General features: G+C 33.9%; 21 protein-coding genes. 7 read left to right on the top strand and 14 right to left on the bottom strand.

Annotation, left to right across the window (positions count from 1 at the left end; translation table 11 throughout):
* Positions 1 to 86 precede the first annotated feature (86 nt).
* On the top strand, positions 87 to 1,082 hold the full coding sequence (locus tag RTY06_RS07555) for a glycosyltransferase (protein ID WP_312823958.1): 996 nt from the start codon (positions 87 to 89) through the stop codon (positions 1,080 to 1,082).
* Here RTY06_RS07555 and RTY06_RS07550 read toward each other — a convergent pair whose 3' ends face one another.
* The 14 genes from RTY06_RS07550 to rfbB form a co-directional block, all read right to left on the bottom strand.
* Positions 1,083 to 2,369, bottom strand: a complete 1,287-nt coding sequence (locus RTY06_RS07550; RefSeq protein WP_312823957.1) for a nucleotide sugar dehydrogenase — start codon at positions 2,367 to 2,369, stop codon at positions 1,083 to 1,085.
* An 8-nt stretch (positions 2,370 to 2,377) separates the two neighbouring features.
* Positions 2,378 to 3,370: an SDR family oxidoreductase gene (locus tag RTY06_RS07545; RefSeq protein ID WP_312823955.1), complete on the bottom strand. Its 993-nt coding sequence runs from the start codon at positions 3,368 to 3,370 to the stop codon at positions 2,378 to 2,380.
* 9 nt (positions 3,371 to 3,379) lie between these two features.
* Positions 3,380 to 4,060 carry an NAD-dependent epimerase/dehydratase family protein gene (locus RTY06_RS07540; RefSeq protein WP_312823954.1) on the bottom strand — a complete coding sequence of 227 codons (681 nt, stop codon included), beginning with the start codon at positions 4,058 to 4,060 and terminating at the stop codon, positions 3,380 to 3,382.
* Complete coding sequence (gene wecB / locus RTY06_RS07535; protein ID WP_312823953.1) at positions 4,057 to 5,136, bottom strand: non-hydrolyzing UDP-N-acetylglucosamine 2-epimerase; 1,080 nt, start codon at positions 5,134 to 5,136, stop codon at positions 4,057 to 4,059. The genes RTY06_RS07540 and wecB overlap by 4 nt, the downstream gene beginning before the upstream one ends.
* 29 nt (positions 5,137 to 5,165) lie before the next feature.
* The gene (locus tag RTY06_RS07530) at positions 5,166 to 5,948 is read right to left on the bottom strand and encodes a glycosyltransferase (protein ID WP_312823952.1); all 783 of its coding nucleotides are present in this window, start codon (positions 5,946 to 5,948) and stop codon (positions 5,166 to 5,168) included.
* A 7-nt stretch (positions 5,949 to 5,955) separates the two neighbouring features.
* Positions 5,956 to 6,885 (bottom strand): glycosyltransferase, encoded by a 930-nt coding sequence (locus RTY06_RS07525; RefSeq protein WP_312823951.1) that lies wholly within the window; start codon positions 6,883 to 6,885, stop codon positions 5,956 to 5,958.
* A 248-nt stretch (positions 6,886 to 7,133) separates the two neighbouring features.
* Positions 7,134 to 8,030 carry a glycosyltransferase family 2 protein gene (locus tag RTY06_RS07520; protein ID WP_312823950.1) on the bottom strand — a complete coding sequence of 299 codons (897 nt, stop codon included), beginning with the start codon at positions 8,028 to 8,030 and terminating at the stop codon, positions 7,134 to 7,136.
* Positions 8,030 to 8,911, bottom strand: a complete 882-nt coding sequence (locus RTY06_RS07515; RefSeq protein ID WP_312823949.1) for a glycosyltransferase — start codon at positions 8,909 to 8,911, stop codon at positions 8,030 to 8,032. The genes RTY06_RS07520 and RTY06_RS07515 overlap by 1 nt, the downstream gene beginning before the upstream one ends.
* 10 nt (positions 8,912 to 8,921) lie before the next feature.
* Complete coding sequence (locus RTY06_RS07510) at positions 8,922 to 9,530, bottom strand: hypothetical protein (RefSeq protein WP_312823947.1); 609 nt, start codon at positions 9,528 to 9,530, stop codon at positions 8,922 to 8,924.
* A gap of 431 nt (positions 9,531 to 9,961) precedes the next feature.
* A complete protein-coding gene (locus RTY06_RS07505; protein ID WP_312823945.1) occupies positions 9,962 to 11,209 on the bottom strand; it encodes an ABC transporter ATP-binding protein in 1,248 nt (415 codons plus the stop codon).
* A gap of 195 nt (positions 11,210 to 11,404) precedes the next feature.
* Entirely contained in the window at positions 11,405 to 12,508 is a 1,104-nt protein-coding gene (gene glf, locus RTY06_RS07500) for a UDP-galactopyranose mutase (RefSeq protein WP_312823944.1), read from the bottom strand.
* Between the two features lie 14 nt (positions 12,509 to 12,522).
* Complete coding sequence (locus tag RTY06_RS07495; protein WP_312823943.1) at positions 12,523 to 13,371, bottom strand: ABC transporter permease; 849 nt, start codon at positions 13,369 to 13,371, stop codon at positions 12,523 to 12,525.
* Positions 13,372 to 13,389: 18 nt separating this feature from the next.
* The gene (gene rfbA / locus RTY06_RS07490; RefSeq protein WP_312823941.1) at positions 13,390 to 14,250 is read right to left on the bottom strand and encodes a glucose-1-phosphate thymidylyltransferase RfbA; all 861 of its coding nucleotides are present in this window, start codon (positions 14,248 to 14,250) and stop codon (positions 13,390 to 13,392) included.
* Positions 14,251 to 14,274: 24 nt separating this feature from the next.
* Entirely contained in the window at positions 14,275 to 15,354 is a 1,080-nt protein-coding gene (gene rfbB / locus RTY06_RS07485) for a dTDP-glucose 4,6-dehydratase (RefSeq protein ID WP_312823940.1), read from the bottom strand.
* Positions 15,355 to 15,700: 346 nt separating this feature from the next.
* On the opposite strand from rfbB, the gene rimP reads away from it, so the two are divergent.
* The 6 genes from rimP (at position 15,701) to RTY06_RS07455 (ending at position 26,262) form a co-directional block, all read left to right on the top strand.
* The gene (gene rimP, locus RTY06_RS07480) at positions 15,701 to 16,168 is read left to right on the top strand and encodes a ribosome assembly cofactor RimP (RefSeq protein ID WP_312824189.1); all 468 of its coding nucleotides are present in this window, start codon (positions 15,701 to 15,703) and stop codon (positions 16,166 to 16,168) included.
* Positions 16,169 to 16,219: 51 nt separating this feature from the next.
* A complete protein-coding gene (nusA, locus tag RTY06_RS07475; protein WP_116033363.1) occupies positions 16,220 to 17,455 on the top strand; it encodes a transcription termination factor NusA in 1,236 nt (411 codons plus the stop codon).
* 109 nt (positions 17,456 to 17,564) lie between these two features.
* Complete coding sequence (gene infB / locus RTY06_RS07470) at positions 17,565 to 20,414, top strand: translation initiation factor IF-2 (protein ID WP_312823936.1); 2,850 nt, start codon at positions 17,565 to 17,567, stop codon at positions 20,412 to 20,414.
* 294 nt (positions 20,415 to 20,708) lie between these two features.
* Positions 20,709 to 23,591, top strand: a complete 2,883-nt coding sequence (locus RTY06_RS07465) for a SusC/RagA family TonB-linked outer membrane protein (RefSeq protein ID WP_312823934.1) — start codon at positions 20,709 to 20,711, stop codon at positions 23,589 to 23,591.
* A gap of 10 nt (positions 23,592 to 23,601) precedes the next feature.
* On the top strand, positions 23,602 to 25,059 hold the full coding sequence (locus RTY06_RS07460; protein WP_312823932.1) for a RagB/SusD family nutrient uptake outer membrane protein: 1,458 nt from the start codon (positions 23,602 to 23,604) through the stop codon (positions 25,057 to 25,059).
* 237 nt (positions 25,060 to 25,296) lie between these two features.
* On the top strand, positions 25,297 to 26,262 hold the full coding sequence (locus RTY06_RS07455; protein WP_312823929.1) for a T9SS type A sorting domain-containing protein: 966 nt from the start codon (positions 25,297 to 25,299) through the stop codon (positions 26,260 to 26,262).
* The last annotated feature ends 352 nt before the right edge of the window (positions 26,263 to 26,614 follow it).

Raw genomic sequence — 26,614 nt, 5'->3', positions numbered from 1 at the left:
TTTTTTCGAATCATTTATTACAAATATAAAGTTTTCGTATTTATTTCAATAATTTTGCTGGTAATTAGTAAATCAATATTTCTCCTATGAATCCTTTGGTAACAGTCTCAGTCCCAATTTTTAAATGTGAGAAGTTTATAGAGAATTGCCTTATCTCTATCAAAGATCAGATCTATAAAAATATAGAAGTGATTCTAGTAAATGATCAAACACCAGACAATAGTTTAGCTGTCATAGAAAAATTCATTAAGGAATCCCAACTGGAAAATTGGAGGATTATTAATTTGAAAACAAATTCTGGACTTTCTGTGGTGAGAAATGAAGGTATTGTGAACGCCAAAGGAAAGTATATCTTTTTTGTAGATAGTGATGATGAGATTGCTCCAGATGCTATTGATAGTCTTGTGAAGCTTTCCGAAGAAACAAGGGCAGAGATTTCTATGGGTGAAGTTCAAGGGGTGAGAATCCCATCGAATGAACATGTTGATGTTTTCCCGATTGATACAAAAGTTGATATTGTAAAAGGAAATCTAAACATTCTTGGAGAACTCGTAAATGGAGGATTTGCTATTTCTTCGTGGAACAAGCTTATTTCTGTTGATTTTTTGAAATCCAATAATTTGTATTTTACAAAAGGGTTGTACGCCCAAGATTCTCTTCATACTTTCGAGATGGGCTTGCATTTGGAGACTTTAGCTTTTTTGAGGCAAAAAACATACGTCTATTATCTTCATGAGGATTCTGTGATTCATAACCGGAAAAAAGTTCATTTTGATAATTGGATTACAATTGCTCAAAAAATAAATGAACATTATATCAAAGAAAAAAATGCAGAACGCGGAAAATTAATTTTGGAATATCTAATTAATTTTAAAGCTGTAACCCTGCAAATGAATTGGAAAGCGCAACAAAATGAAGAACTCTGGAAATACAGTTATAAAGCATATTCCAAACTGAAAAAGCTGAGTTTACAGGATTATTTCTCTTCGGATTATTCAACAAAACTAAAAAAGCAGGACTTATTTTATCGCCTGCCTTTGTTTGTTGGATATAGATTTTTCCGATGGAGATTTGATCGTTAATTAAAGTCTTTTAATACCACCTTCTTTTGCTAAAATTCCTTTTACATCATAGATGATTCCTTTTTTGGAAAGAAGATTTTTGATGTTCAGAGTTTCAAATTCTTTGTGAGAAACAGCTAAAACTACCGCATCATACTTTTTGAAAGGTGTTTTTGTTGAGGTTGTAAGACCATACTCGTGCATTACTTCTTCCGGGTTTGCCCAAGGATCGTATATACTTACATTGATTCCGTAATCTTCAAGATTTCTGACAACATCTACAACTTTTGTATTTCTGACATCAGGACAATTCTCTTTAAAAGTAAATCCTAAAACTAATACATCAGAACCATTCACTTTCAAATCCTGTTTCAGCATTTGTTTCACGGTTTCACTCGCAACATATTGTCCCATAGAATCATTCATTCGTCGCCCTGCAAGAATAATTTCCGGATGATAACCAAATTCCTGAGCTTTCTGAGCCAGATAATAAGGATCTACACCAATGCAATGTCCGCCAACCAAGCCTGGTTTGAAAGGAAGAAAGTTCCATTTTGTACCGGCTGCTTTCAGAACATCGTGAGTATCAATTCCCATTAGATTGAAAATCTTTGCTAGCTCGTTAACGAATGCAATATTAATATCTCTCTGAGAATTTTCTATCACTTTTGCTGCTTCTGCCACTTTGATTGTTGGAGCAAGATGTGTTCCTGCTTCAATCACAGATTTGTAAAGATCATCTACAATTTTTCCAATTTCCGGAGTAGAACCAGCCGTTACTTTAAGGATTTTTTCAACTGTGTGAAGCTTGTCTCCAGGATTGATTCTTTCCGGAGAATAACCTGCAAAAAAATCAATATTGAATTTCAAACCGGTGTTTTTTTCCAAAACAGGAATGCATTCTTCTTCTGTAACTCCCGGATAAACAGTAGATTCGTAAATTACAATGTCGCCTTTTTTAAGAACTTTTGCAACGGTTTCGCTTGCTTTGTAAAGTGGCGTAAGATCCGGACGATTATTTTTATCAACCGGAGTTGGAACCGTTACAATGTAAATATTGGAATCGGAAATGTCTTCTAATTTGTTGGAACAGAATAATCCTGTTTCTCCAAAAGCCGGATTTTTGGAAACCAAAGCAGACTTTAGTAATTCATCTTCAACTTCTAAAGTATCGTCTTTCCCAGCATTAAGATCAGCTATTCTTTTTTCATTAATGTCAAATCCGATAACAGGATATTTAGTGGAAAATAATCTTGCTAAAGGTAATCCAACATAGCCTAATCCGATTATTGTAATTTTTTGATTCATTAGTTTTTTTATTTAAGATTTTCCCAATACCAGTTTACAGCTTCCTTCAATCCTTCTTTCATAGAAAGTTTTGGGTCGTAATTTAAAAGCTCTTTTGCTTTATCAATACTTGCGAGAGAGTGTGGAACATCACCTTTTCTGTAATCTCCGTAGATGACTTCTACGTCTGCAATTTTTGTATCAAAGTCTGATAAATATTGTTTCAGATATCTTACTAAATCATTGAGCGTAGTTCTTTCTCCAAAAGCTGTGTTATAGACTTGATTTACAGATTCTTCATTGTCTGATGTTAAAGCTAAAAAATTCATCAAAATCACATTGTCGATGTAAGTGAAATCTCTGGAATATTCTCCGCCACCGTTGATAACCGGAGATTCGTGGTTCATCAGCTGCATTACGAACTTAGGAATTACAGCAGCATAAGCTCCGTTTGGGTTTTGCTTTCTTCCAAAAACATTGAAATATCTAAGTCCAATTGTATCAAAATCATAAGTTCTTTTGAAAACATCAGCGTATAATTCATTAACATACTTAGTAATAGCATAAGGAGAAAGCGGTTTTCCTATTTTATCCTCAACTTTGGGTAGGCTTTCAGAATCCCCGTAAGTAGAAGAACTTGCTGCGTAAACAAATCTTTTGACACCGGAATCTCTGGCTGCTACAAGCATATTTAAGAATCCACCAACATTCACATCGTTACTTGTAATTGGGTCATTGATCGATCTTGGAACAGAACCAAGAGCGGCTTCGTGCAAAACAAAATCCTGATTTTCACAAGCTATTTTGCAGTCTTCTAAGTTGCGGATGTCGCCTTCTATTAATTTGAAATTTGGATTGTCTTTAAAAGCTTCGAGGTTTTCTCGGAAACCTGTTGCAAAATTATCTAAACAAGTTACGTTTGCACCAAGATTTAATAATTCTTCACAAAGATTGGAGCCGATAAAACCAGCACCACCGGTTACTAAAATATTTTTATTGTTGAGTTTTTCTTTAAAATCCATTATTGTTTTCTACGAGTAGTATTTCTCTAATATTTTGTAAAGATATGACTCTTTGTTTGTAAGATTGTTAATTCTGAAATAATCTTCTATATCAGGAATATTAATGTCGTAGCCGGAGCCATTTTTTATTAAATTCAAATCTAACTTTATATTATAAAAATCTTCTATAATTTCTAAAATCTCTATAATGGAATAGTTTTGCATGTAGGCAAGGTTCACAATTTTGTTGAAATCATATTTCTCTATTAGATCAAAAGTAATTTGCTTGACATCAGCTGCATCTATAAGATTTCTAGTCGCTTTTGTATGAACATTGATGGTTTCATTGTTTTTGATAGAACGAACTAGATAATTCATTAGAAGGTTCGGGTTTCCGCCTTTTCCAACAACATTACTAACTCTTAGAATTAAAAATTGATTGTGATTATTCTTGATAAGTTGCTCCATTTTAAGTTTATGAAGAACATAATCACTTCCTATTTTAGAAGAATCATAGATGCTACAAGTTGAGAAATAAACGAAGGTTTTTTCCGGATTTTCTGCAATTGTTTTTTTGATGAGACTTTCTTCTCTTAGGAATTCTTCTACGCGAGTTTCCAAAGAATTTGAAACTCCCGAGGCAAAGAAAATGATGTCATCTCTATCATCATCTATAAATAATGATGCAATAAGACCTCTGCCAATTATCATTGTAAAAGGGTTTTTAATATTAATTCAGAAGCTTTTCCATCCCCAAAAGGATTTTTATCGGATTGGAATATAAACTCCTTCTCATCGTCCCAAATTTTATAGAACTCTGATTTTATTTTTTGTAAATCTTTACCTACTAATATTCCACAATTGCAATCTATAACTTCTGGTCTTTCTGTTTCTTCACGTAAAATTAAGACACGTTTTCTAAGGCTTGGAGCTTCCTCTTGTATTCCTCCAGAATCAGAAATAATTAATTTTGCAGCTGCCATTTTCCGGATAGTTTCCAGATAGGGAAGTGGTTCTGTGAAAATTAGATTTTCTGGTTTTTCATTTTCAAAAACATCAAGAATGATTTTTCTTGTGTTTGGGTTGGGGTGTAATGCCCATTCAAAAATAATATTAGGATTTTCTATAGCTAATTCTTTGATAGATTGTGAGATTTCCTGTAATGGTTTTCCTATATTTTCTCGTCTGTGTGCTGTTATGAAAACTTTGTCCAGGTATTCTATTTCAATATTTTCTTTATCTAGAATGTATTGAATCATATCCACAATCGTGTTTCCTGTAAGAATGATATTGTCTTGAGTTATTCCTTCTTTTATAAGATTATTTTGAGATAAAGTGGTTGGCGCAAAATTAACATCGCTTCCCAGAGAAACCACTCTTCTGTTGTATTCTTCCGGAAAAGGCATGTTGATATCTGCCGTTCTAAGGCCAGCTTCGATATGATAAAACTTTCTCTTTTCAAGAAACGCAACCATCGCAGACGCCAAAACTGTAAAAGTGTCACCTTGTGCTACAATCTTGGTGATGTTTTCTTTGTGAACAAGGTTTGACAAGCTGTTGATGAGTTTTGCAACCAAATTAGAATTGGTAAAATCGAGTGATTGTACAGAGAGTCGAAAATCCGGCTTTATATCAAAACTTTCTTCCATTTTGGAAAGAAGATCATCGTGTTGACCTGTGTTTACAATAACAACCTCTTCATTCTGAAGGTGAAATTGATTAATAACAGGAAAAACTTTTAAGAACTCGGGTCTGGTTCCGTAAACAATAGCGATTTTATGACTCATCAATTTGGTTTTTGTAAAAATAATAATTCTTAAGGTCTTATCCTTCTTAAAATATGTTTTAATAACATTTTCAATGGAAACTGATTCAATATTTCGTCAGCTGTGATGATTTTAAGATTATTGATAGCGTTGTGAATTTCTTTTTTTCCTTGTTTGATTTTCGCAACATTTTTCAAATGAAAATAGGCGTGTACATAATCTTTAAAAGGGTTGGGTGTATCACGCTCGTGCCAGGTTCCAACAAAGTGGTGTGCAGCGTAATTCTTTGGAAGATCCAGACAAAAATAAGTAGAAGGATAAATTGCGATTCCGTCTTCCAATTCTTGGTATTCATCCCTACTTGGATCGGCTTTGTAATGGTTAATAAGAAGATCCGAGACAAAAACCGTATTGGTTGTCAAATCAAAATCTGATTTCTGATTATAAAACTCCAAAACTTTTTTTGGCCAAGGATGATCTTTTTCTGTTGCCCAAAGCGCAGTGAAGGGAGAACCTTTGATCTCAAAACCGGAAAATGCGCGGTGAACTAGAAACTCATCCAAAGAAAATTTAACTTCCACATCTATGTCCATATAAATCCCGCCTTGCCCAAACAGAGCTAAAGCTCGGGCATAATCAGAAACAAAAGCCCATTTTTTATTTTCTGCAGCCAGGCGAACATACTCGCAACAATTCATATCAAAGTTGGATTCGTTCCACTCGATGATTTCATAATCTGGAAGGTTCTTCTTCCAAGAGTCTAAGCAGATGTAAAAAGATTCGGGTTTTGGGTTTCCTCCAAACCAACAGTAATGGATTTTTTTGGGAATCATGAGTCTTTTAATTGAATATTCCTTTGGCGATATATTTTAAAAACTGGGGGATAGATTTTGTATTTGTAAATTGTTCCCATATAATACTTCTATAATAAGAATTAAATATATTCCTTTTATGATTTCTAAGTTCATTTGTTATCCTATCTCTCATTGCAGAATTTAAGAGATTTTTATAGCCTTCGGAATCATTATTGTTGATGAGGTCTTTATATACATCATATGAAAACTTAGTTTTCTTTCTTTGATCCAGAGACATAAAAACATTGTTTCCGTGAATCCTATAAACCGCATCAAAATCTTTTGTGTAAATTCCCAGACCGTGATCTAAAATGTGATGTTTTATATGGGTATCACAATAATACTGATATTTTTTTTGAAGAGAAAGATCCAACGAAGAAGTTCTGAAAACGATTGTCATGGTCTGGATTCTCATAAATTCTTCAAAATCTTTCTGATTAAACTTAAAAGAATGATTTCCATTAAAAAAATCTTTGCGGAAGTAGGGGCATTCTACTAGGTTTCCGTCATTGTAAAGTTCTTTGTATTGATGGCAAGCCAAGACAGCATCAGGGTTTTCCTCCAGGAGATCAATCTGCTTTTGTAACTTGTTTTCATTAACCCAAAAGTCATCTCCTTCGCACATAGCAATATATTTTCCCCCAGTCTGTACACATTTTTCTAAGGTGAAAATAAAGTTGGGCATCCATCCAAGATTTTTTTTCTGTTTTATAAAGGTTATAAGGTCTTTCTTCGGATGGTTTTCAAGAAATTGATCGACGACTTTTTGGGTATTATCCGTAGAGCAGTCATCAGATAAAATAATGTGATAACTGAAGTTTACCTTTTGGTGGATAATACTTTCAAGTGCTTCAATAATATAATCCTGTTGATTATAGGATATCATAAAGACGGTAGCCAAAGGAGGATTATTCATAATGTTTATTTGCACGTTTATTGGCGAGATTTTCTTTTTCGTCAATCAGCCATTGATTTGAGTTGTCATGAGGTTTTCTATTGTTAGATCCTCTTTTAAAAAGTGTTTCTGTAAGTTTTCTGAGGTTTTCCCAAATTATATTCGGAATAGAAAAAGCCTCTTATTTATGCTTTAATGGTTGCATTAAAAGTTTATAATATGTGATGTAATCTCTGAGCCTGATTTTTGATGAAATCTTAAACATAGCATTATTTTTTTAAACGATGGATCAAAATTCCTAAGGTGATAGAAGGTTTTTTGAATTTAAAAATCTTACTTAAAAATTCAAAGAAACTAACATCTAGTTTAAACTCAATCTTTCTGTATGTGTGAAGTAGTTGATCTAGAATGAATTCTGTTGCTTCCGAAGATGCTTTGTAGTGATATACATAATCTAAAATATTATAATAGTAGTAAAATGTATGTCTCTGGAATTTTTTTTTGTCTGCCTCTATTGATTGAGTAAGATTTGCCTCATGATATCTTTTAAGCGTAACATTCTCATTTTTAAAGCCGTTTTTTTGAGATCTTAAAACTAATTGCGTCATCAATACATTTTCTATATCCGCATGGTACTTGAAAAAGAATTCACATTTTTTTGCTAATTCAGATTTTACAATCAAATCGTTGGTGAAAAATCTTAACTTGTTTAATAAATAATTATCTGCATTAAAATCATATTTTTCATAATAAGAATAATCAATTTCTTCTTCAACATTATTTGGTTGTCCAAAATTTTTAGATTTAAAAACAGCATAATCAAGATTACCATCAAGCATGAATTGTAGCTTTGCTTCCAGATGATGCTCCATCATAAGATCATCACTGTCAAAAAAAATAATATAATCGCCTTTAGCTTTTTGTAGACCTATATTTCTGCATGCATTAGCACCTTTTGGATAATCTTTGGGGCGGATAAAAAGTTTAAACCTGGAATCTCTTTCAGCATACTGGTTAATTACTTTTATAGAGTCGTCAGTCGAGCCATCATCTACAATAATACATTCCCAGTTAGGATAGGTCTGTGATGCTATCGAGTCTAAGGTCTCTTTTATAAGAGTTGCCCGGTTGAAGTTGGGAATGATAATGGAGACTAAATGATTCATTAAAGTAGATATTTAGAAAGCTTTAGGCCATGAATGAAGTTATCGGTAAAAATTATAAAAATTGTTTGTAAGCTTAGCTTGTGATGTGAGTAATATAAATGTTTTTTTAAATTTTTTAAAATGATTTTTTTTTGTGTCGAGCTAAATTGTCTATAATAGTTCGCAATAATATAAGTGTAAAATTCATTTGTAGCTGTTTCCTTCAAAGAGGTATTATTTGTCATGGAGGAGATGTTTTTTTCAGACATTCTTACAAAAACAAATGTATTTTTACAGTAAAGGATCTGGTCATTTTCAGCATATTCGAAAATCATGCAGTCATCACTGTGCCAAGCAAGCGGAAATTGCTGTATTTTATTATTTAAAAAGCTTTTAGTTCTGAAAATATTTTCTGATAAAGAGGATAAAGAAGAATGATTGATTCTTGATATAAGAAATTCATATCGGCTAATCAGATCTTTTCCAAAAGAAAATTGGCGGATAAAATTATTGTTTTCATCGATAATTTTTACAGGAAACTTTATAACATTAATCCCTTTTTCATCAAGTTGAGTTATAGAATTATAAAAAGATTCTACAAAATTCTCAGGCAACTCATCATCATCACCCAAAATCTGAAACCATTCTTCTGTTATATTTTCTAAAATTCTTTCCCATTGCAATGCCAGATTTTTCCCGCCAAGATTTTCTTCGTAATAAAAATATTTGTACTCATCATCCTTTAGGTATTTTTTTATAATTGGTAAAGGATCATCTGGACTATTATCATTTCCTATATATAAAGAAAAATTCTTGTCTTTCTGACTCGCCACAGATTTAATTGTTTCTTCAAAAAAATCAATTTTGTAGTAAGGGATGACTATGGCAAGTTTGTTTTTCAAGGGTGAAATTTTAGATTAATTTTAATTCTTTTAAAAAATGATCAATTTCAATTTCAAAAATCTGCTCTTCCCTTAAGATTTTATTCTTATATGATTGAAAATTTTTTAGATGCAATTTATAATTTGCAAAAATATCAGAAATCAATTCAAATATTTTTGTTTGATTTTTTATGGGTTCAGAAAATTTATATTTATCAAAAATGGGAATGTCGATATTGTTTTTTGCAGAACCTTCTCTGTTTGTTATAATGCAGCAATCATTTACTGCGGCTTCTCTTGGAATTCTGTCTTTCCCGGGATGGTATCCAAAATCAATATATAATTTAGATTTTTTAAACAGTTCTTGGACTTCGATAGGAGACATATTTTCTATTGGAATCCAATTGAAATTTTTGGGACTGTTTTTTTTTAATGTCTCAATTTTTTCTATCCCTTTTTGTGGATTATATACAATAATATTTTCCTTGGAAGAGATGTCTGTGCTGACAGACAATTGCAAAATATCAGAATTTATAAAATCGGATAGTGGCAAAGGATTCTTTAGTCCCAATTTTTTGATAAATTGTAATGCATAATGGCTTTGATAGAAATTGCAATATACGTTTTCTTGATTCAGCATTTCATTCAAAGTATTATACGGGAATCTATTAATTGTTTTTTTTAAAAAATTTTTAAGATTCTGTATAAGGTCATTAGAAAATATCAAGTTCTGTTTTAGCAGCCATTTGTCTTTGAAAAAATTGTCCACACTCAGCCACCATTGGCAAAGCTTGATTTCAGATGATTTTATCTTTCCAATGAGTGTTTCTGGTAAGATTAGGAAATGATCTTTTGTATCTGCGAAATCTAACACAATTTCTTTCTCAAAATTGACAAAATATTTTTTGAATCGATCTGCAATCAAATCTTCCTTATTTTCTTGAATAGCATCATAATAATAAATATAAGAGTCAATACCTCTCTGTTTCAATTTTTGATGAAGTTGGTGCAGTAATTCTGTTCCGCCTGTTGCGAAGAGAGTAGGACAAGCAATATATATACTCATAGTTACTAATTTTTTATCCAAGAATTTGGATTTAATAGCTTTCCAAGAACCTTACCACCTTCCAACTCGATTAGATTTCTAGGCTCCACAATAATCGATATATAGTAATCTTTTTGTTCTATGCTTCCAAAGCCTTTACGCCACATGGCTCCTTCAAGATAATAATTTCCTTCTGTCAATAAATTATGGGGCAGTTTTATTTTAGCATTAGAAACTCCGCCTACGGGAGATAGATTACTAAGTATTTCAGAAGAAATTAAAGCTTCTCCATCTTCAGTAAAAATGGTACATCCAAACTCTACGTTAGAGAAATTTTCTGCTTGTAAAGTAATATTTAAAAAATAATCTCCATCAAAAGAACTAATTGAATTTTTTTTGATACCATTTTCATCGCTTATGAAAACACGTGATACTTTTTCTTTTTTGTTATCGTTATTAGTATAATCAGTTATTTTGTTTTCAAAAAGGTGCTGGTTATAAATAGAAATTGTCTTGCTAATATTTCCGTGATATTTTACAGTTCCTTTATCAAGAAATATTCCTTTGTCACACAGTTTTTTTACAGCATCCATATTATGACTTACAAACAGTACGGTTCTACCTTCTCCTTTGGATACGTCTCCCATCTTACCCAAGCATTTTTTCTGAAACTCGGCATCCCCCACCGCAAGAACTTCATCTACGATTAGAATTTCAGATTCTAAATGTGCGGCTACAGCAAAGGCAAGGCGAACATACATCCCGGATGAATAGCGTTTTACGGGCGTATCAATGTATCTTTCAACACCTGAGAAATCTACAATCTCATCAAATTTTCTCGTAATTTCTTTCCTTGTCATCCCGAGAATTGCGCCATTGAGGTAAACATTTTCTCGACCAGTCATTTCCGGATGGAAACCTGTACCTACCTCTAGTAAAGATGCTATTCTACCGCTGGTCAGGATTCTTCCAGTTGTGGGTTTTGTTACTTTGCTCAGAAGTTTTAAAAGCGTAGATTTTCCAGCACCGTTTCTTCCAATAATACCTACTGCAGAGCCTTGTTCTATTTCAAAGTTGATATCGCGAAGAGACCATACATATTCGCTTTCTCCTTTCTGAGTACGGTCATTAGACTCTCCAATTTTAAGGTAAGGGTCTTCTTTTCCACGAATCTGATGCCAGAAGCGATTGAGGTCATGTGAAAGTGTTCCTGTACCTACTTGACCCAGCCTGTACTGTTTTGAAATGTTTTCTGCTTTTAGTGCTAATTTCATCAAACCGTTTTAATATATTGTCTCGTTCTCTTCAAAAATATGAAGAAAATAAATATTTAATTGCCTTTCTGCGATAAATCCGAAAAATTTACTTTGATATGTATCATCCGGAACTTTTATTTTGTTCTGAATATTTGATCCTAGGGGGACAAAAAATCTTTGTAAAAAACAGAAAATATCTTATCCATAGTCTCTTTAAATAAAATCTTTTGCAATTTCTAGAGCCTCGCCAATCACATGGTGCATATCCATATAACGATACGTCGCCAATCTTCCTATGAAAGTTATTTTTTCTAAACCCTCTTTCTCGGTTTCGTATTTGGAAAGAATTTCCAGGTCTTTGGAAAGTCTTTTGGGGTAATATGGAATATCTTCTTCCTCCGTTTCTTTACTAAATTCTTTGAAATACACTGTTTTATAGTGAGATTCCCAAGGTGTAAAATGCTTATGCTCGTGGATTCTAGTGTAAGGAATTTCGGGATCGGCGTAGTTGATAACCGCATTTCCTTGATAATCATCTTCGGAAAAATGTTTCTCAAAAAAAACAGTTCTATAAGACAGTTTCCCATGTTTGTAATTGAAAAAAGCGTCTATAGGGCCTGTATAGAAAATGTGATCAAATCCGCTCAAGTCATAACTTTCGTCAAATTTTGTATTGAGCAAAACTTCAATATTTTCTGAATCGAGCATTTTTTCAAAAATTGAAGTGTAGCCTTCTTTGGGAATTCCTTGGAAAGGATTGTTGTAATAATTATCATTATAATTAAATCTAACAGGTAATCTTTTTAAAATACTTGCTGGCAATTCTGAGGGTTCGCAGCCCCATTGTTTTTTTGTATAACCATAAAAAAAGGCTTCGTACAAATCTTTTCCAATAAACTTGAGAGCTTGTTCTTCGAAGTTTTGAGGTTCAACGATATTTTTCTGAGCGATATTTTCAATAAAAAGCTTTGCTTCTCTTGGATTAAGATTTTTTTTAAAAAACTGATTTATGGTATGAAGGTTAATAGGGAGAGAATAAACTTCTGATTTATAAATGCTTTTTACTCTATTTACAAATGGAATCATCTCACAAAAATTCTGAATGTAATTCCAGATTCCTTCATTATCTGTATTGAAAATATGTGGCCCATATTTATGAACCATAATGTTGGTTTCTTTGTCCCGTTCTGTATAACAGTTTCCTCCAATATGGTTGCGCTCTTCCAAAATCAATATTTTGTTGTCGGGATTCTTCGAAAGTTGTTCTGCAATTACAGCGCCAGAAAATCCACTGCCAATGATGAGGTACTTTTTCATTAAAAAAATATTTATTATACCGTATCCATAAAACTTTTTTCAACTTTGTTGAAAACTATTGTTCCAACAGCTAAAATCAAGATGATGATTGCTGAACTTATTAACAGCATTTTAACATTGAAGTCTCCCACACCTAACCAAGCATATTTAAAACATTCAAAAATACCAGTCAAAGGGTTGTAGAACGCCAAGGTTTTGAATATTCCGCGTAAGCTGGAGATTGGATATATTACAGGCGTTGCATACATATATAAAGTGACTCCAAAAGATAAAAGCATTTGGACGTCTCTGTATTTTGTAGTGAGTGAAGAAAAAATCATTCCTGCTCCTAAAGCAAACATGGCCATTAATAATATAAGAAATGGAGTCGCAAGAATCCACCAATTTGGTTGTACTTCGCCTTTTACTAAATAATATAAGAAAATTAGTAAAAAAAGACCCATTTGAACTCCAAATCTCATGAGATTGGATAATACTATCGAGATAGGCATTGCTAATCTTGGGAAATACACCTTCCCAAATATCCCAGCATTGGCTGTGAAAACAGTAGATGTAGCATTGAGACAAGATGAAAAATAATTCCAAAGCGTGATGCCCGCAAGATAGAATAAGATTTTTGGAGCTCCATCAGTAGATAATTTTGCAATATTTCCAAAAATCACGAGATAAACAACAGTAGTAAAAATTGGGTTGATGAAAAACCAAATAGGACCAAGGATAGTTTGCTTAAAGCTAGATACAAAATCCCTTTTTACGAACATATAAACCAAATCTCTGTAATGCCAAACTTCTTTTAGATTGAGGTCAAAAAGAGAATGCTTAGACTCGATTGTTTCTGTCCATTGCTGTTCGGTATTATTCATTTGTGTGTTTTAAAAATTTTATTTTACGAGATTTTTCAGATATTCTCCATATCCGCTTTTCCCATATTTTGTAGCTGTTTCTAGAAGTTTTTCTTCAGTTATGAATTTATTTCTAAAAGCAATCTCTTCTATACATCCAATTTTGAAACCTTGTCTCTTCTCGATTACTTTTACAAATTCTGAAGCATCATTCAGAGAATCAAAAGTTCCCGTGTCCAACCAAGCAGTTCCTCTATCTAGAACACCAACTTCCAATTTGCCCTTACTCAGATAAACATTGTTGATGTCTGTGATTTCTAGCTCACCTCTCTGGGATGGTTTTATATTCTTTGCAATTTCAACAACATCGTTATCGTAAAAATATAATCCGGGAACAGCATAGTTGGATTTCGGCTTCAACGGTTTTTCTTCAATAGAAAGAGCTTTGAAGTCATCATCAAATTCAACAACGCCATATCTTTCAGGGTCGGAAACGTGATATGCAAAAACAACGCCACCATCTGGATTGGTTTTATTCTTGAGCAAAGTTCCCATTTCAGAACCATAAAAAATGTTATCACCCAAAACCAAGGCAGCAGAATCATCACCAATGAACTTATCACCAAGAATAAAAGCTTGTGCTAATCCATCTGGGCTTGGTTGAACCACATATTCTATGTTACATCCCAATTGAGATCCGTCTCCTAGCAACTTGATAAATCCTGCCTGATCATGAGGTGTTGTGATGATTAAAATGTCTTTGATCCCAGCCAACAACAATGTTGAGAGTGGATAATAGATCATTGGTTTGTCATAAACAGGCATCAACTGCTTGCTAACTGCGATTGTTAACGGGTAAAGTCTTGTTCCGGAACCTCCGGCCAAAATAATTCCTTTCATATTACGATTAGTTTTTTTTGTATTTTATGAATATTGACTTTCGTAATATTTTTGATAATCGCCTGAGGTCACATTATCCAACCATTCTTTGTTGTCTAAGAACCATTCGATGGTTTTTCCTAATCCTTCTTCGAATGTTACGGATGGTTTCCATCCAAGATCTTTGTTAAGTTTTGTAGCATCGATGGCATAACGTTTATCGTGGCCTGGTCTGTCTTTAACATACGTAATCAATTTTTCCGAATATCCTTCTGGCTTGCCAAGCTTAGCATCAAGTTGTTTGATCAATTCTTTAACAAGGTCAATGTTTTGCCATTCGTTGAAGCCTCCGATGTTATATGTCTCACCTGTTTTAGCTTCGTTGAAAATCTGATGAATAGCTTTTGCATGATCAATTACGAATAGCCAATCTCTTGTATATTTTCCATCACCATATATTGGTAAAGGTTTTTCATTTAGGATATTAGAAATACAAAGAGGAATCAATTTTTCAGGGAAATGATTTGGTCCATAATTATTAGAGCAATTTGATAAAATAAATGGCATGCCGTAAGTGTTTCCATAAGCTCTTACCAAGTGGTCAGAAGCAGCTTTGGAAGCTGAGTAAGGGGATTGAGGATCGTAAGGTGTAGTTTCCAAAAAGAAACCGGATTCTCCCAAACTTCCATAAACTTCATCTGTAGAAACGTGGTAGAAAAGATTTTTTCTTGGTTCGTTTGGAAATCTTCCGTGCGTGTGATCTGGGTTTAGGGTCCAGAACTCAATGCAGAGATTGAGAAGATTGGCAGTTCCGTTTACATTCGTATTGATGAATGCGTTTGGATCAATGATACTTCTATCAACATGACTCTCAGCAGCCAAATGTACAACTGCATCTGGGTTGTATTTTTCAAAAACCGTTCTTAGTTCTTCGGGTTTTGTAATGTCTGCTTTTTCGAAAACGTAATTGGGCTCGTTCTCAATATCTTTGAGGTTTTCAAGATTTCCAGCATAAGTTAATGCATCGAGATTAATGATTTTTGAATCCGGATTATTTTTTACAAATTCTCTTACGACATGAGAGCCTATAAATCCAGCACCTCCCGTAATGATTATATTTTTCATCTTTTATTTTATAATTGTCTTATTTTCGATAATTTTTCATCTTTCCCAAACTAGGTAATAGGTAGAGATTATCTAGTTTTTCATAGCATTAGGTTTCTTGTTGGGTTAAGTCATAGTTCCTTTGACTAGGTTGACGTATCTAGCGTCAATAATTGCTATATTCACAAAGAATAATTTTAATATTCGTACAAAACTAAGAAAATTTAGTCGAAGTTTATCTAGTTGTAATTATGGGTTTTTGTTTGTTAAATAAAATTTAATTATCTTTGCAAAAGATTTACGGGAAAATGGGAAGGCTTTCGCAAGAATGCCTTTTTTCGTAGATGTAATTAAGTGGTTATTAATTATGGATTTCAAAACAGAAATAAGTCGATTACTTAACGAGTTTTTAGAAACAAGAACAGATCTTTTTCTGGTAGATTTGAAGATTTCAGCTTCATCTGATGTTATAGTAATATTGGATGGAGATAATGGAGTTACACTTCAGGACTGTCTGGATGCAAGTAGAGCAATAGAGTTTAATATGGATCGTGAGATTCATGATTTTAGTTTGCAAGTAATGTCTGCTGGACTAAGCGAGCCTCTAGAGTCGCCAAGACAATTTAAAAAGAACATAGGGAGAGAGATTGAGGTAATGTTGAATGATTCTTCTGAAATTGAAGGAGAACTTTTATCTGTAGATGAAGAAAAAATTGTTCTGAAGCTGGAATATAGGCGTCCGAAATTAATAGGAAAAGGAAAAGAAGATGTTGTAGAAGAAAAAGAAATTCCTTATTCCGAAATCAAAAAAGCATTAGTAGTAATTAAATTTTAACAATATAGATAGATCTTTGTCGTCTATCATTTATCAATTATATATTAGAATATGGATAATTTAGCTTTAATAGAAGCCTTTGGTGATTTTAAAGAAATAAAGAATATCAGCAAAATAGACTTAATGGCTATTATCGAAGATTCTCTTAAGACTCTTCTTAGAAAAAGATACGATTCTGATGATCACTTTGATGTGATTGTAAACCCTGATAAAGGAGATTTTCAGATTTTCTTGAACAAAGTGATTGTTGAAGATGAGATGTCTGAAGATGATGACTTGGAAATAGAAATTTCTGAAGTTAGAAAAATAGATCCAACTTTTGAAGTAGGAGAAGAATATACACAAGAGATTCCGGTTGCTAAATTAGGAAGAAGAAATATTCTAACATTGAAGCAAATCTTGGCTACAAAAATTCAAGAACATTTCAATGCTTCTTTGTATGAGCAGTTCAAGGATAAAATTGGTGAAATTATTATTGGTGAAGTACACCATATTCGTCACAAACACGTGATTCTTTTGGATGATGAAGATAACGAATTCATTTTGCCAAAAGAAAACCAGATTCCTTCTGATTTCTTCAAAAAAGGAGAAACTGTAAAAGGAATTGTAGAAAGTGTTGATTTTAGAGGTTCTAAACCACAAATTATCGTTTCTAGAACAGCGCCTAAATTCCTAGAAGAGTTATTGGAGCTTGAGATCCCTGAAATCCAGGACGGAACTATTATTCTTAAAAAAGTAGTAAGAATCCCTGGTGAGAAAGCGAAGATTGCTGTTGATGCTTATGATGATAGAATTGATCCTGTTGGAGCTTGTGTTGGAGTGAAAGGTTCTAGGATTCATGGAGTTGTAAGAGAACTTAAGAATGAAAATATTGATGTGATCCAATGGTCAAAAAATCCTGAAATCTTTGTGAAGAGAGCTTTAGGAAATATTATCATTAATAAAATTGAAATCAACGAAGAAGCAAACTATGCATTGGTATATACGCCAGTAGAAGAGATTTCTAAAGTGATTGGTAAACAAGGTCAGAATATCAAGTTAGCGTCTTGGTTAACAGGTTACGAGATTGACGTTTACAGAGAAACTTCTGATGATGATGATGTTGAATTAAGAGAATTCTCAGATGAGATCGAAGCATGGATTATTGATGAGTTCAAAAAAGTTGGATTGACTACAGCTAGAAGTGTTCTTGATAAAGATACTGAAGGATTGTTGAAAATTGTAGATCTTGAAGAAGAGACAATTGAAGATGTGAAAAACATTCTAAGAGAAGAATTAGAAGGTTAATAAAATGAAATAAAGTTTTCGGAAAGTTTTCTGTAAAACAAAATACTTAATAAAAAGAAAAATAAAGCCAAAAGCTTAAAACGCTAAAGCCAAAAGCAAATTTATATTTATGCCAAAAATAAGATTAAATAAAGCCGTTAAAGAACTTAACATTTCTATACCAAGAGCTGTGGAATATCTTCAGGGCAAAGGGATAGAAGTGGACAGTAATCCTAACGCTCTATTAGAAGAACAGGCATTTTCTGCATTGGAAGCTGAGTTCCGAAAAGATGGTGAACAGAGAAAAGCTTCTCATGAGGTAGTAATTTCTAAAGTTCCTGACGAAAAATTAGCGATCGAAGAAAAAGCTCCTGAGGTTATAAGAGCCAAATCAAGCACAAGACCTGAAACCAGAATCTTGGGAAAAATCGATCTTAACCCAGCTAAGCCTGTGGAAGAGGTTGCTCCTACTGCACCTCCTGTAGTAGAAGAGAAAAAAGAAGTACAGCCAGAGGTTGTAAAAAGAGAGGAGAAACAAGAGTTCAAGGTTTTAGATAAAATTGATCTATCCAAAATAGACACTGGAAGATCAAAACCTTCTGAAAAACCTAAAGAAGAACCTAAGCCAGTTGTAAAAGAAGAACCAAAGCCGGAACCTAAAGTTGAGAAACCTCAACCGGTAGCTGAAGTTTCTGCTCCAGTTGTAGAGTCTGACGAACCTCAAAAAATCGAGACTGTTTATCAGAAATTGGATGGTCCTAAGATTGTAGGGGAAAAAATTGATTTGTCCCAATTTAATAAGCCAAAACCTTCGGCTAATTCTAACAATAACGCTGCGAAGAAAAAAAGAAAACGTATTACAAAAGACGTTCCAGGACAAACAAACTCTAACAATCAAGGTGGTAATAACCAAGGTGGAGGCAACAGACAAGGAGGACAAGGTAATAATAATGGCAACCGCCCACAAGGTCAGGGAGGTAATCGTCCGGGTGGTAACAACAATCGTTCAGGTGGTAACAACAACCGAGGTGGTAATAACCGAGGTGGTCAAGGGCGTACTATGCCGGTTGAATTGACCGATGAGCAAGTTAAAAATCAAATTAAAGAAACTTTAGAAAAACTAACTAATAAAGGTGGTAAGTCTAAAGGTTCTAAGCATAGAAAAGATAAAAGATCTTGGAGAAGAGAGCAAGACGAGCTTCAGCAAGAAATTGATGCAGCAGACAGAACTCTTAAAGTAACTGAGTTCATCACAGTTAGCGAATTAGCTAGTTTGATGAATGTAAGTGCAACAGAAGTAATCTCTGCATGTTTTTCTCTAGGTGTAATGGTGACAATGAACCAGCGTCTAGAAGCTGACACTCTTTTATTAGTAGCAGATGAGTTTGGTTATAAAATTGAATTTGCTGATGCTGATGTAGAAGAAGCAGCGGCTGATGATGTTCCAGATTTGGAAGAAGATCTATTGCCAAGAGCACCTGTTGTAACAGTAATGGGACACGTAGATCACGGTAAAACTTCATTGCTGGATTATATTAGAAAAACTAATGTAATTGCAGGAGAGTCAGGTGGAATTACTCAGCACATTGGAGCTTACAATGTTAAGTTGGAAAGTGGACAAAGAATTACATTCTTGGATACACCTGGTCACGAAGCGTTTACGGCGATGAGAGCTAGAGGTGCTCAGATTACAGATATTGCAATTATTGTTGTTGCAGCGGATGATGACGTTATGCCACAAACAAAAGAAGCTATTGCTCACGCACAAGCAGCTGGTGTTCCAATGATTATTGCTATCAACAAAGTTGATAAAGCTGGAGCTAATCCAGACAAAATCAGAGAGCAACTTTCAGCGATGAATGTTTTGGTAGAAGAATGGGGTGGAAATGTACAAGCTCAAGAAATCTCTGCTAAGTTTGGTAACAATGTAGATTTGTTATTAGAAAAAGTACTCCTTCAAGCTGAGATGTTAGAGTTAAAGTCTAATCCTAACAAACAGGCTAGTGGAGTTGTCATAGAAGCCGCTTTAGATAAAGGACGTGGTTATGTTGCCACAATGTTGGTTCAAAATGGAACTTTGACAGTTGGAGATTACGTACTTGCGGGTAAAAATCACGGTAAAGTAAAAGCTATGTTGGATGAACGTGGTAAACCAATGGAAAAAGCAGGGCCATCAATCCCTGTTACAATTCTTGGTTTAGACGGTGCACCGACAGCTGGAGATAAATTCAGAGTATTTGCTGACGAAAGAGAAGCAAAATCTCTTGCCAATAAGAGAGAGCAGCTTCAAAGAGAGCAATCTATCAGAACTAAGAAGCATTTGACGCTTGATGAGATCGGACGTCGTATTGCTTTAGGAGATTTCAAAGAATTGAATATTATCCTTAAAGGTGACGTGGATGGATCTGTTGAAGCATTAGCAGATCAATTACAAAGATTGTCAACAGAAGAGATTCAGGTTAATATTCTTCATAAAGGAGTTGGTCAAATTACTGAGTCGGATGTGTTATTAGCAGCTGCATCAGATGCAATCATGATTGGTTTCAATGTAAGAGCTAGTGCCAATGCAAAAGATATTGCAGATAAAGAAGAAGTTGAAATCAGAACTTATTCTATCATTTACCGAGCAATTGACGAAGTGAAAGAAGCTATGGAAGGAATGCTTTCGCCAGAGATTCAGGAACAAGTTATTGGTAATGTAGAAATCAGAGAAGTATTTAAAATTTCTAAAGTTGGATCTATTGCAGGGTGTATGGTTCTTTCAGGAAAAGTTACTAGAAATTCTAAAATCAGACTCCTAAGAGATGGAATCGTTAAATTTGATGGAGAATTAGAAAGTCTTAAACGTTTCAAAGACGACGTAAAAGAAGTAACAAAAGGTTATGAATGTGGTCTTAATATCAAAGGCTATAATGATATAGAAGTTGGAGATATTCTTGAGGTTTATGAAGAAGTAGCTGTTAAGAAGAAACTTAAGTAAAATTTTATAAAAATAAAAACCGTCGCAGTTGACGGTTTTTTTTATGTTAATAATCGTTATTTGTAATAATTCTAAATAAGTAAAATTAAATTGTAAATAATACTTGATGATAACAGTGGGTGTATTGTGAAAACTGAATTATTGATATAATAATTTAATTATATTTAAAAAAAAATATCAAATTATAACCTATTATTGTCTTGTGTAATGAATTTGATAATTTCAAGCCTTGTTAAAATTTGTAGTGTTAATATTTTTTAACATATTTGCAGATTATAATTAAATAGTGTTAATATGAATGTAAAATTACGATTGTTATCCGTTGGTGTGTTGTTCTTTACGGGACAAGCATTAATGGCACAAAAGAAAAATAGTGATACGACCACGAAAACAAAAGAAATTGAAGAGGTTGTATTAGTTGGTGGAATCAAATTAGATCCAGCTGTTAAATTAGGTTCTTATAGCGTTGTATCCAAAGCAAATTTTGAGTCTACTCCGGTTGCTTCAATTGATGAGGTGTTGAACGGTAGAGTTGCAGGTTTAGTCTTTTCTACAAATGGTGGGGATCCAGGCTCTACAAATTTAATTACAATTCGAGGTGTCGGCTCATTAATAGGAACACCTAATCCATTATATGTTATTGATGGTGTGGTTGTCGGTAAAGGATCTGACAACGCTCAGGTTATGGAGTCATGGAATCCGTTGGCAAGTATAGATCCGAATGCAATAGAAAAAGTTGCGGTGTTAAAAGATGCTTCAGCTACTGCATTGTATGGTGCTAGGGGAGCAAACGGTGTGATTGTAGTAACTACTAAGCGAGGTAAGTATAATCAAAAAACAAGATTTAATTTGTCAAGTGATATGTCTGTACAAGATATTGCTTATGATAAACAAAATTATATGAATGCCTCAGAATATTTGAGATGGGGTGGGCTTACTTATGTAAATAGAGATTACAGAAATGGCATAACTACCGATATGCAAACGGCAATTGATAAGTTCGCCACTGATAATAACTATGATGGGGTAACGGATCAAAGTTGGCAAGATGCAGTTCAAAGAAAGACTTCTACAGTTAATACTTATAATTTTTCAGCAACAGGTGGTGGTGAGAATACTTCATTTCGTTTAGGAGGCTCATACTATCAAAATGAACCATTGGTTCTTAAAAGCAAATTTGATAGGTTGAGTTTAAATGCAGCGGTAGATCACAAGATTTCTGATAAGTTTAATTTGGCATTCAACGCGAACTTTACTAATGTAGAGAGGAGAACTTATAGTGATGGAGGTGCTTATAGAAATCCTTGGTTGACTAACTGGTATATCGCGCCTATCTACCCAGTCTATAATATAGATGGTAGTGGAACTTATAATCAAACTAACTTAGGTAATGGAAACGACAATTTTAATCCTGTTGCTATCCAAAATATGGATATGATGATGGGTTCAATTAAAACTTTTGTTTCTTCGGTTAGTGGAGATTGGCAATTTGCAAAAGGATTTTATGCTAACTCGTTATTTGGTGTTCAGTATCAGGCATTAGATGAAAAGGAATTTTGGCATCCATCAATTGGTGACGGATTAACTTATGGAGGATATGTCTTGGATACGAGAACAAGCGCCTTTGATTGGAATTGGAATAACTCTATTAGTTACAAAAGAGTATTGGCTGAAAAGCATGATATCCAAGCTTATGTGGGAATGGAATATCAAGAGCATAAATATTATGTGTTAGGAGCTCAGGGAGATAAACTATCAAGTCCTTTACCATACCTTACTTTTGCAACACAGCCTTTTCTTGCTTCATTTTCTACAAGAGAAAAGTGGACTCAGATTTCATATTTCTCTAGGTTGAATTATACATTTGATTCCAAATATTCATTCTCTGGACAAATTAGAAGAGATGGTAACTCTACATTAGGAGATTCCAAATTTGGAAACTTTTGGTCAGTTGCGGGATCTTGGAACGTAAAGAATGAAAACTTCGCACCAGATTTTTTCAGTCAGTTGTCGATTAGAGCAAACTATGGGGAGATTGGAAATATTCCATATGCTGATCAATGGGGATCAACATATAATTCATACGCTTTGATCAGTCCAGCATATGCGTATGCTGCAGAGACTGCAACCAACATTACACAAGCTGGTAATAGAAATTTAGTATGGGAGGTTTCCAAGCAAGCAAACATAGGATTGGATGTTGCTATACTAGATGGTAATTTAGGTGCTACTGTGGATGTATACAACAGAAAAACAGTTGATGCGATATGGCAAAGACAGACAGCGCAATCTGCAGGTGCATTGGATTCCTATTTAGCTAATGTGGGAACAATCCTAAACAAAGGTGTTGAGGTTACGTTGAATGCTAGACCTTTTACTAAAGGAGATTTCAAATGGTTTTTAGATGGTAACTTTGCTTACAATAAAAATACAATAGAGAGTCTTAATGATCCAACTGAACTTACATTGTCAGGTACAGCAAATAGTATGAGAGCTACTGCAGAAGGACATCTGTTAGGAGAATATTATACATATGACTGGGCAGGTGTAGATCCAAGCAATGGAGATGGCTTATTCTGGACAGATGCTTCACATACTGCAACCACCAATAATAGAGCCTCAGCTCAAAGAGTTTGGCAAGGTAAATCGCCTTTCCCAAAATATACAGCAGGGCTGAAAAGTGAATTTAGATATAAAAATGTATCACTTAGTGTATTTTTCACTGGACAATTCGAATATTCTGTTCATAACAGATGGCAAAACTATATCTTGGGTGATGGCTCTGCAAATAATAACCAAATCACAGATGCGCTATACGATAGCTGGACTCCTACAAATACTACAGCATCAAACCCGATACAATTACCAGGATCATTCAATCCGGTTAATGCGTCTGGTCCATCAACAAGATGGATGAGAGATGGGGATCATATTAGGTTAAAAGAAGTTAAACTTGCGTATAGTTTTGGCAATGTATTGAAAGATGCAGGAATAGAAAATTTGACTTTATACTTAAGAGGGTTTAACTTATGGTTGTATACTTTCGATAAGAGCTTAACTTTTGATCCTGAGGCTAATTCAAATGCTGCAGGTGCTTCTTGGCAAGGAAAAGGATTGTACGATTACACATCTCCAATTATGAGAAGTTTATCTTTTGGAGTTTCTTTAGATTTTTAAAATTAGTATTATGAAATTAGAAAAAATATTTATAAGCATATTAGTAGGTGCTCTAACTTTGTCTTCTTGTAGCGAGGAAAGATTGAATGAGATGCCTGTAGATCAATTCCCACTTAATACCCCATTAGCTACTGAGTCAGATATGGAATTCTTGGTCAATGGAATATATGATCAGTATTCTACCGCAGCAGGCTTTGGAACAGATGTTTTAGTATTTGGAGATTTGATTTCTGACAATGTTTTCATTACTTCACAAAACACGGATGTAGCGTACAGAACAACAGGGTTTTTAAATTGGTCTGCGGATATATCAGATTTTGGAATGTTAGACGAATTTTATGATGGTATCGTTTTAGCCAATGCGGTGATTAATGATACCTCGTTAAAAGAAACGCCTGCTGTACTCAATTACAAAGGTGAAGCAAGAATTGCAAGAGCATTAGGATATTTCTATGCCCTTAATTTCTATTCTCCTAATCCAACTTCTGGAACAAATCTAGAGTATGGTGTACCATTAAATCTTGGGAATTATAATGCGGATAGCCAATTGCCTAGAGCTACTGTAGCAGAAGTTTATGATGTAATTATTTCTGATTTGACTACTGCCCTTAGCATTATGACAAAGGAAGCGCCAACGAACAAAGGCCATTTGAGTCCTACTGCTGCAAGGTTATTGTTGTCCAGAGTTTACCTTACTCGTGGTGCAGCTGGAGATTACCAGAAAGCACTTGATTATGCCAATTTGGTAATCAATTCTGCGGCCTCGTCAAGTAGCAAATTTAAATTTGTCTCCAAAGCAGATTATGTGACTTACTTCACATCGCCTAATATAGGTGAGAGCGAAAATCAACCCGAAACGGTATGGGAGATCAATATGAACTCTGCAGTTGGAGAAAATACAGGTGTCAACAATTCTCTCTCGGTTTTTTATGCGAGCAACGGAGGTAAAAAAAGATTTTTATTTCAAAAAAGTTTTTATGATGCTTTTCCAGCAAGTGACGTAAGAAAAGAATTGTTTCTTGCTACTGGATCAACTATTCCAACTCAAGACGAACCAAGAGGTGTGTGGACTAAAAAATATATTAGAGCAACATCCGAAGGTAACTTTACACAGAATGTAAAGGTTCTAAGGATGTCGGAAGCTTATTTGAATAAAGCGGAAGCACTCAATAAGTTGGGTAATCTGCCAGCAGCACTTATAGAATTGAATGCCTTTGCTACAGAAAGGGGGGGGACAACATATGCTTCTGGAAGTTTAGAAAACATACTAACAGAAAGAAGGAAAGAGTTTTTCGCTGAAGGACAAAGGTTTTTCGATTTGAAAAGAAATAATTTAGGATTTTCCAAAACTTCAAATTGCTACAGCATTGTCTGCGAAGTTCCAGGAAATGATAAATTATTTGTAATTCCAATGCCTTTGAGAGAAATGAATATTAATCAAAATATGAAACAATACCCTGGATGGTAATCATCCTATGCTGCCTCATTATTGAGGCAGCCTTTAATTAATTTGAAAGACAAATATTCAGGAGTGTATTTATTCATTTTAGAAAATTAATATTTTAAGTGAGTGTTATAAATGTGAAGAATTTAAGATTATGTCTTAACAAATTGTAATTCATTAGTATTTTGCATTTTATTTTTTGAATATTTAAAAATAAAATGTAAATTAGACAAAATTTAAAAAAAAAATAAATTTATTATTATGAGAAAAATCTATCTTTTAGCAAGCGTTATGGTAATGGCTGCTACAAATGCGCAAGTTTCTATTAATGACGATTTTGAAAGCTATTCTGCTGGATCTTATTATGGAGGACATTGGTCGAATTGGTCTGGAGCATCAGGTGCTGAAAATTTAGTTGTTTCAACTGCGCAAGCTGCAAGTGGAACAAAATCAGGTACAATTAGTGTGAATGGGCAAGATGTTATCTTGAAAATTCCAACTGTATATACAGGGGTACATACATATCAGTGGAAAATGCTTGTTCCTGCTAACAAATCGGCATGGATGGCATTTATGGAAGATACTTCAAATCCTGCTGCTTATGGTGATGATTCAATGCCATTTAAACTGAATTTTAATACGAATACATTAATTGGAACTGATAATTATGATAACAAGATGTATGTTTCGCTATACGCTGATGCAGGAACTGTATCTTTATCAGATCCAATTGACTACCCAATCGGGCAGTGGGCAACTTACAAAGTAGTTTTTGATTTGGACAGCGCTATTGTTTCATTATATATAAATGGAACAAAAATTATAGAAACAGATTATACGGCTCCTGGATTGTCTGTAGGAGGTGCGGATCTTTGGAAATTTGATACAGGAAGTCTATTTATAACCGGATCTACAAGTACAAATGATCCTTGTGAATGGTATATTGATGACTTCGTGTATGGTGAAGGGGATTTGGCTGTTGTAGATGTTAAAGCAAAGTCTTTCTCTGTTTATCCTACGCTAGTTAGCAATCAAGTATTTAATGTTTCAGGGGAGTCAAAAATTTCAAGTGTAGAAGTGTATAATATTGCAGGGCAGCAGGTGTTGAAATTAGCTCCTAATGCAACTTCAGTTGAAGTAAATACTTCTAAGCTTGTGCCAGGAACTTATATTGTAAATGTTACTGGAGAGCAAACTAAACTTAGTAAAAAGATTATTGTTAAATAATATTCGCAATATTTGAATTTTAAGATCGTCTTCTAGACGGTCTTTTTTTGTTTAGTCAATTTGCGTTTGTTTATATTTGCTATTCATTGCGTCCTAAAAATCAAATACTTGATGCTATTGTGTGAATTCTCTAAATTGGAGTTGCTCATAAGCGATAAATGTATGAAGAAAGGCTTTATAATGTGAAAAAACAATACATCAATGTTTCTAATTATGTAGCTCAAGCGATTTTTGCTGACGGAAGTTAAAGTTATCAAAAAATAATCCCATTTATTTTCATATAATTAAGCCCCGCATATAGACTGCACCCAAAAGTTTAGACAAAATTAAATAATATTTTGATAGGAAAGAG

Source organism: Epilithonimonas sp. (assembly GCF_032055105.1).
In the GTDB taxonomy this organism is placed as follows: Bacteria; Bacteroidota; Bacteroidia; order Flavobacteriales; family Weeksellaceae; genus Epilithonimonas.
The sequence above is the reverse complement of the archived record's forward strand: the minus strand, read 5'-3'. Positions and strand labels throughout refer to the sequence as shown.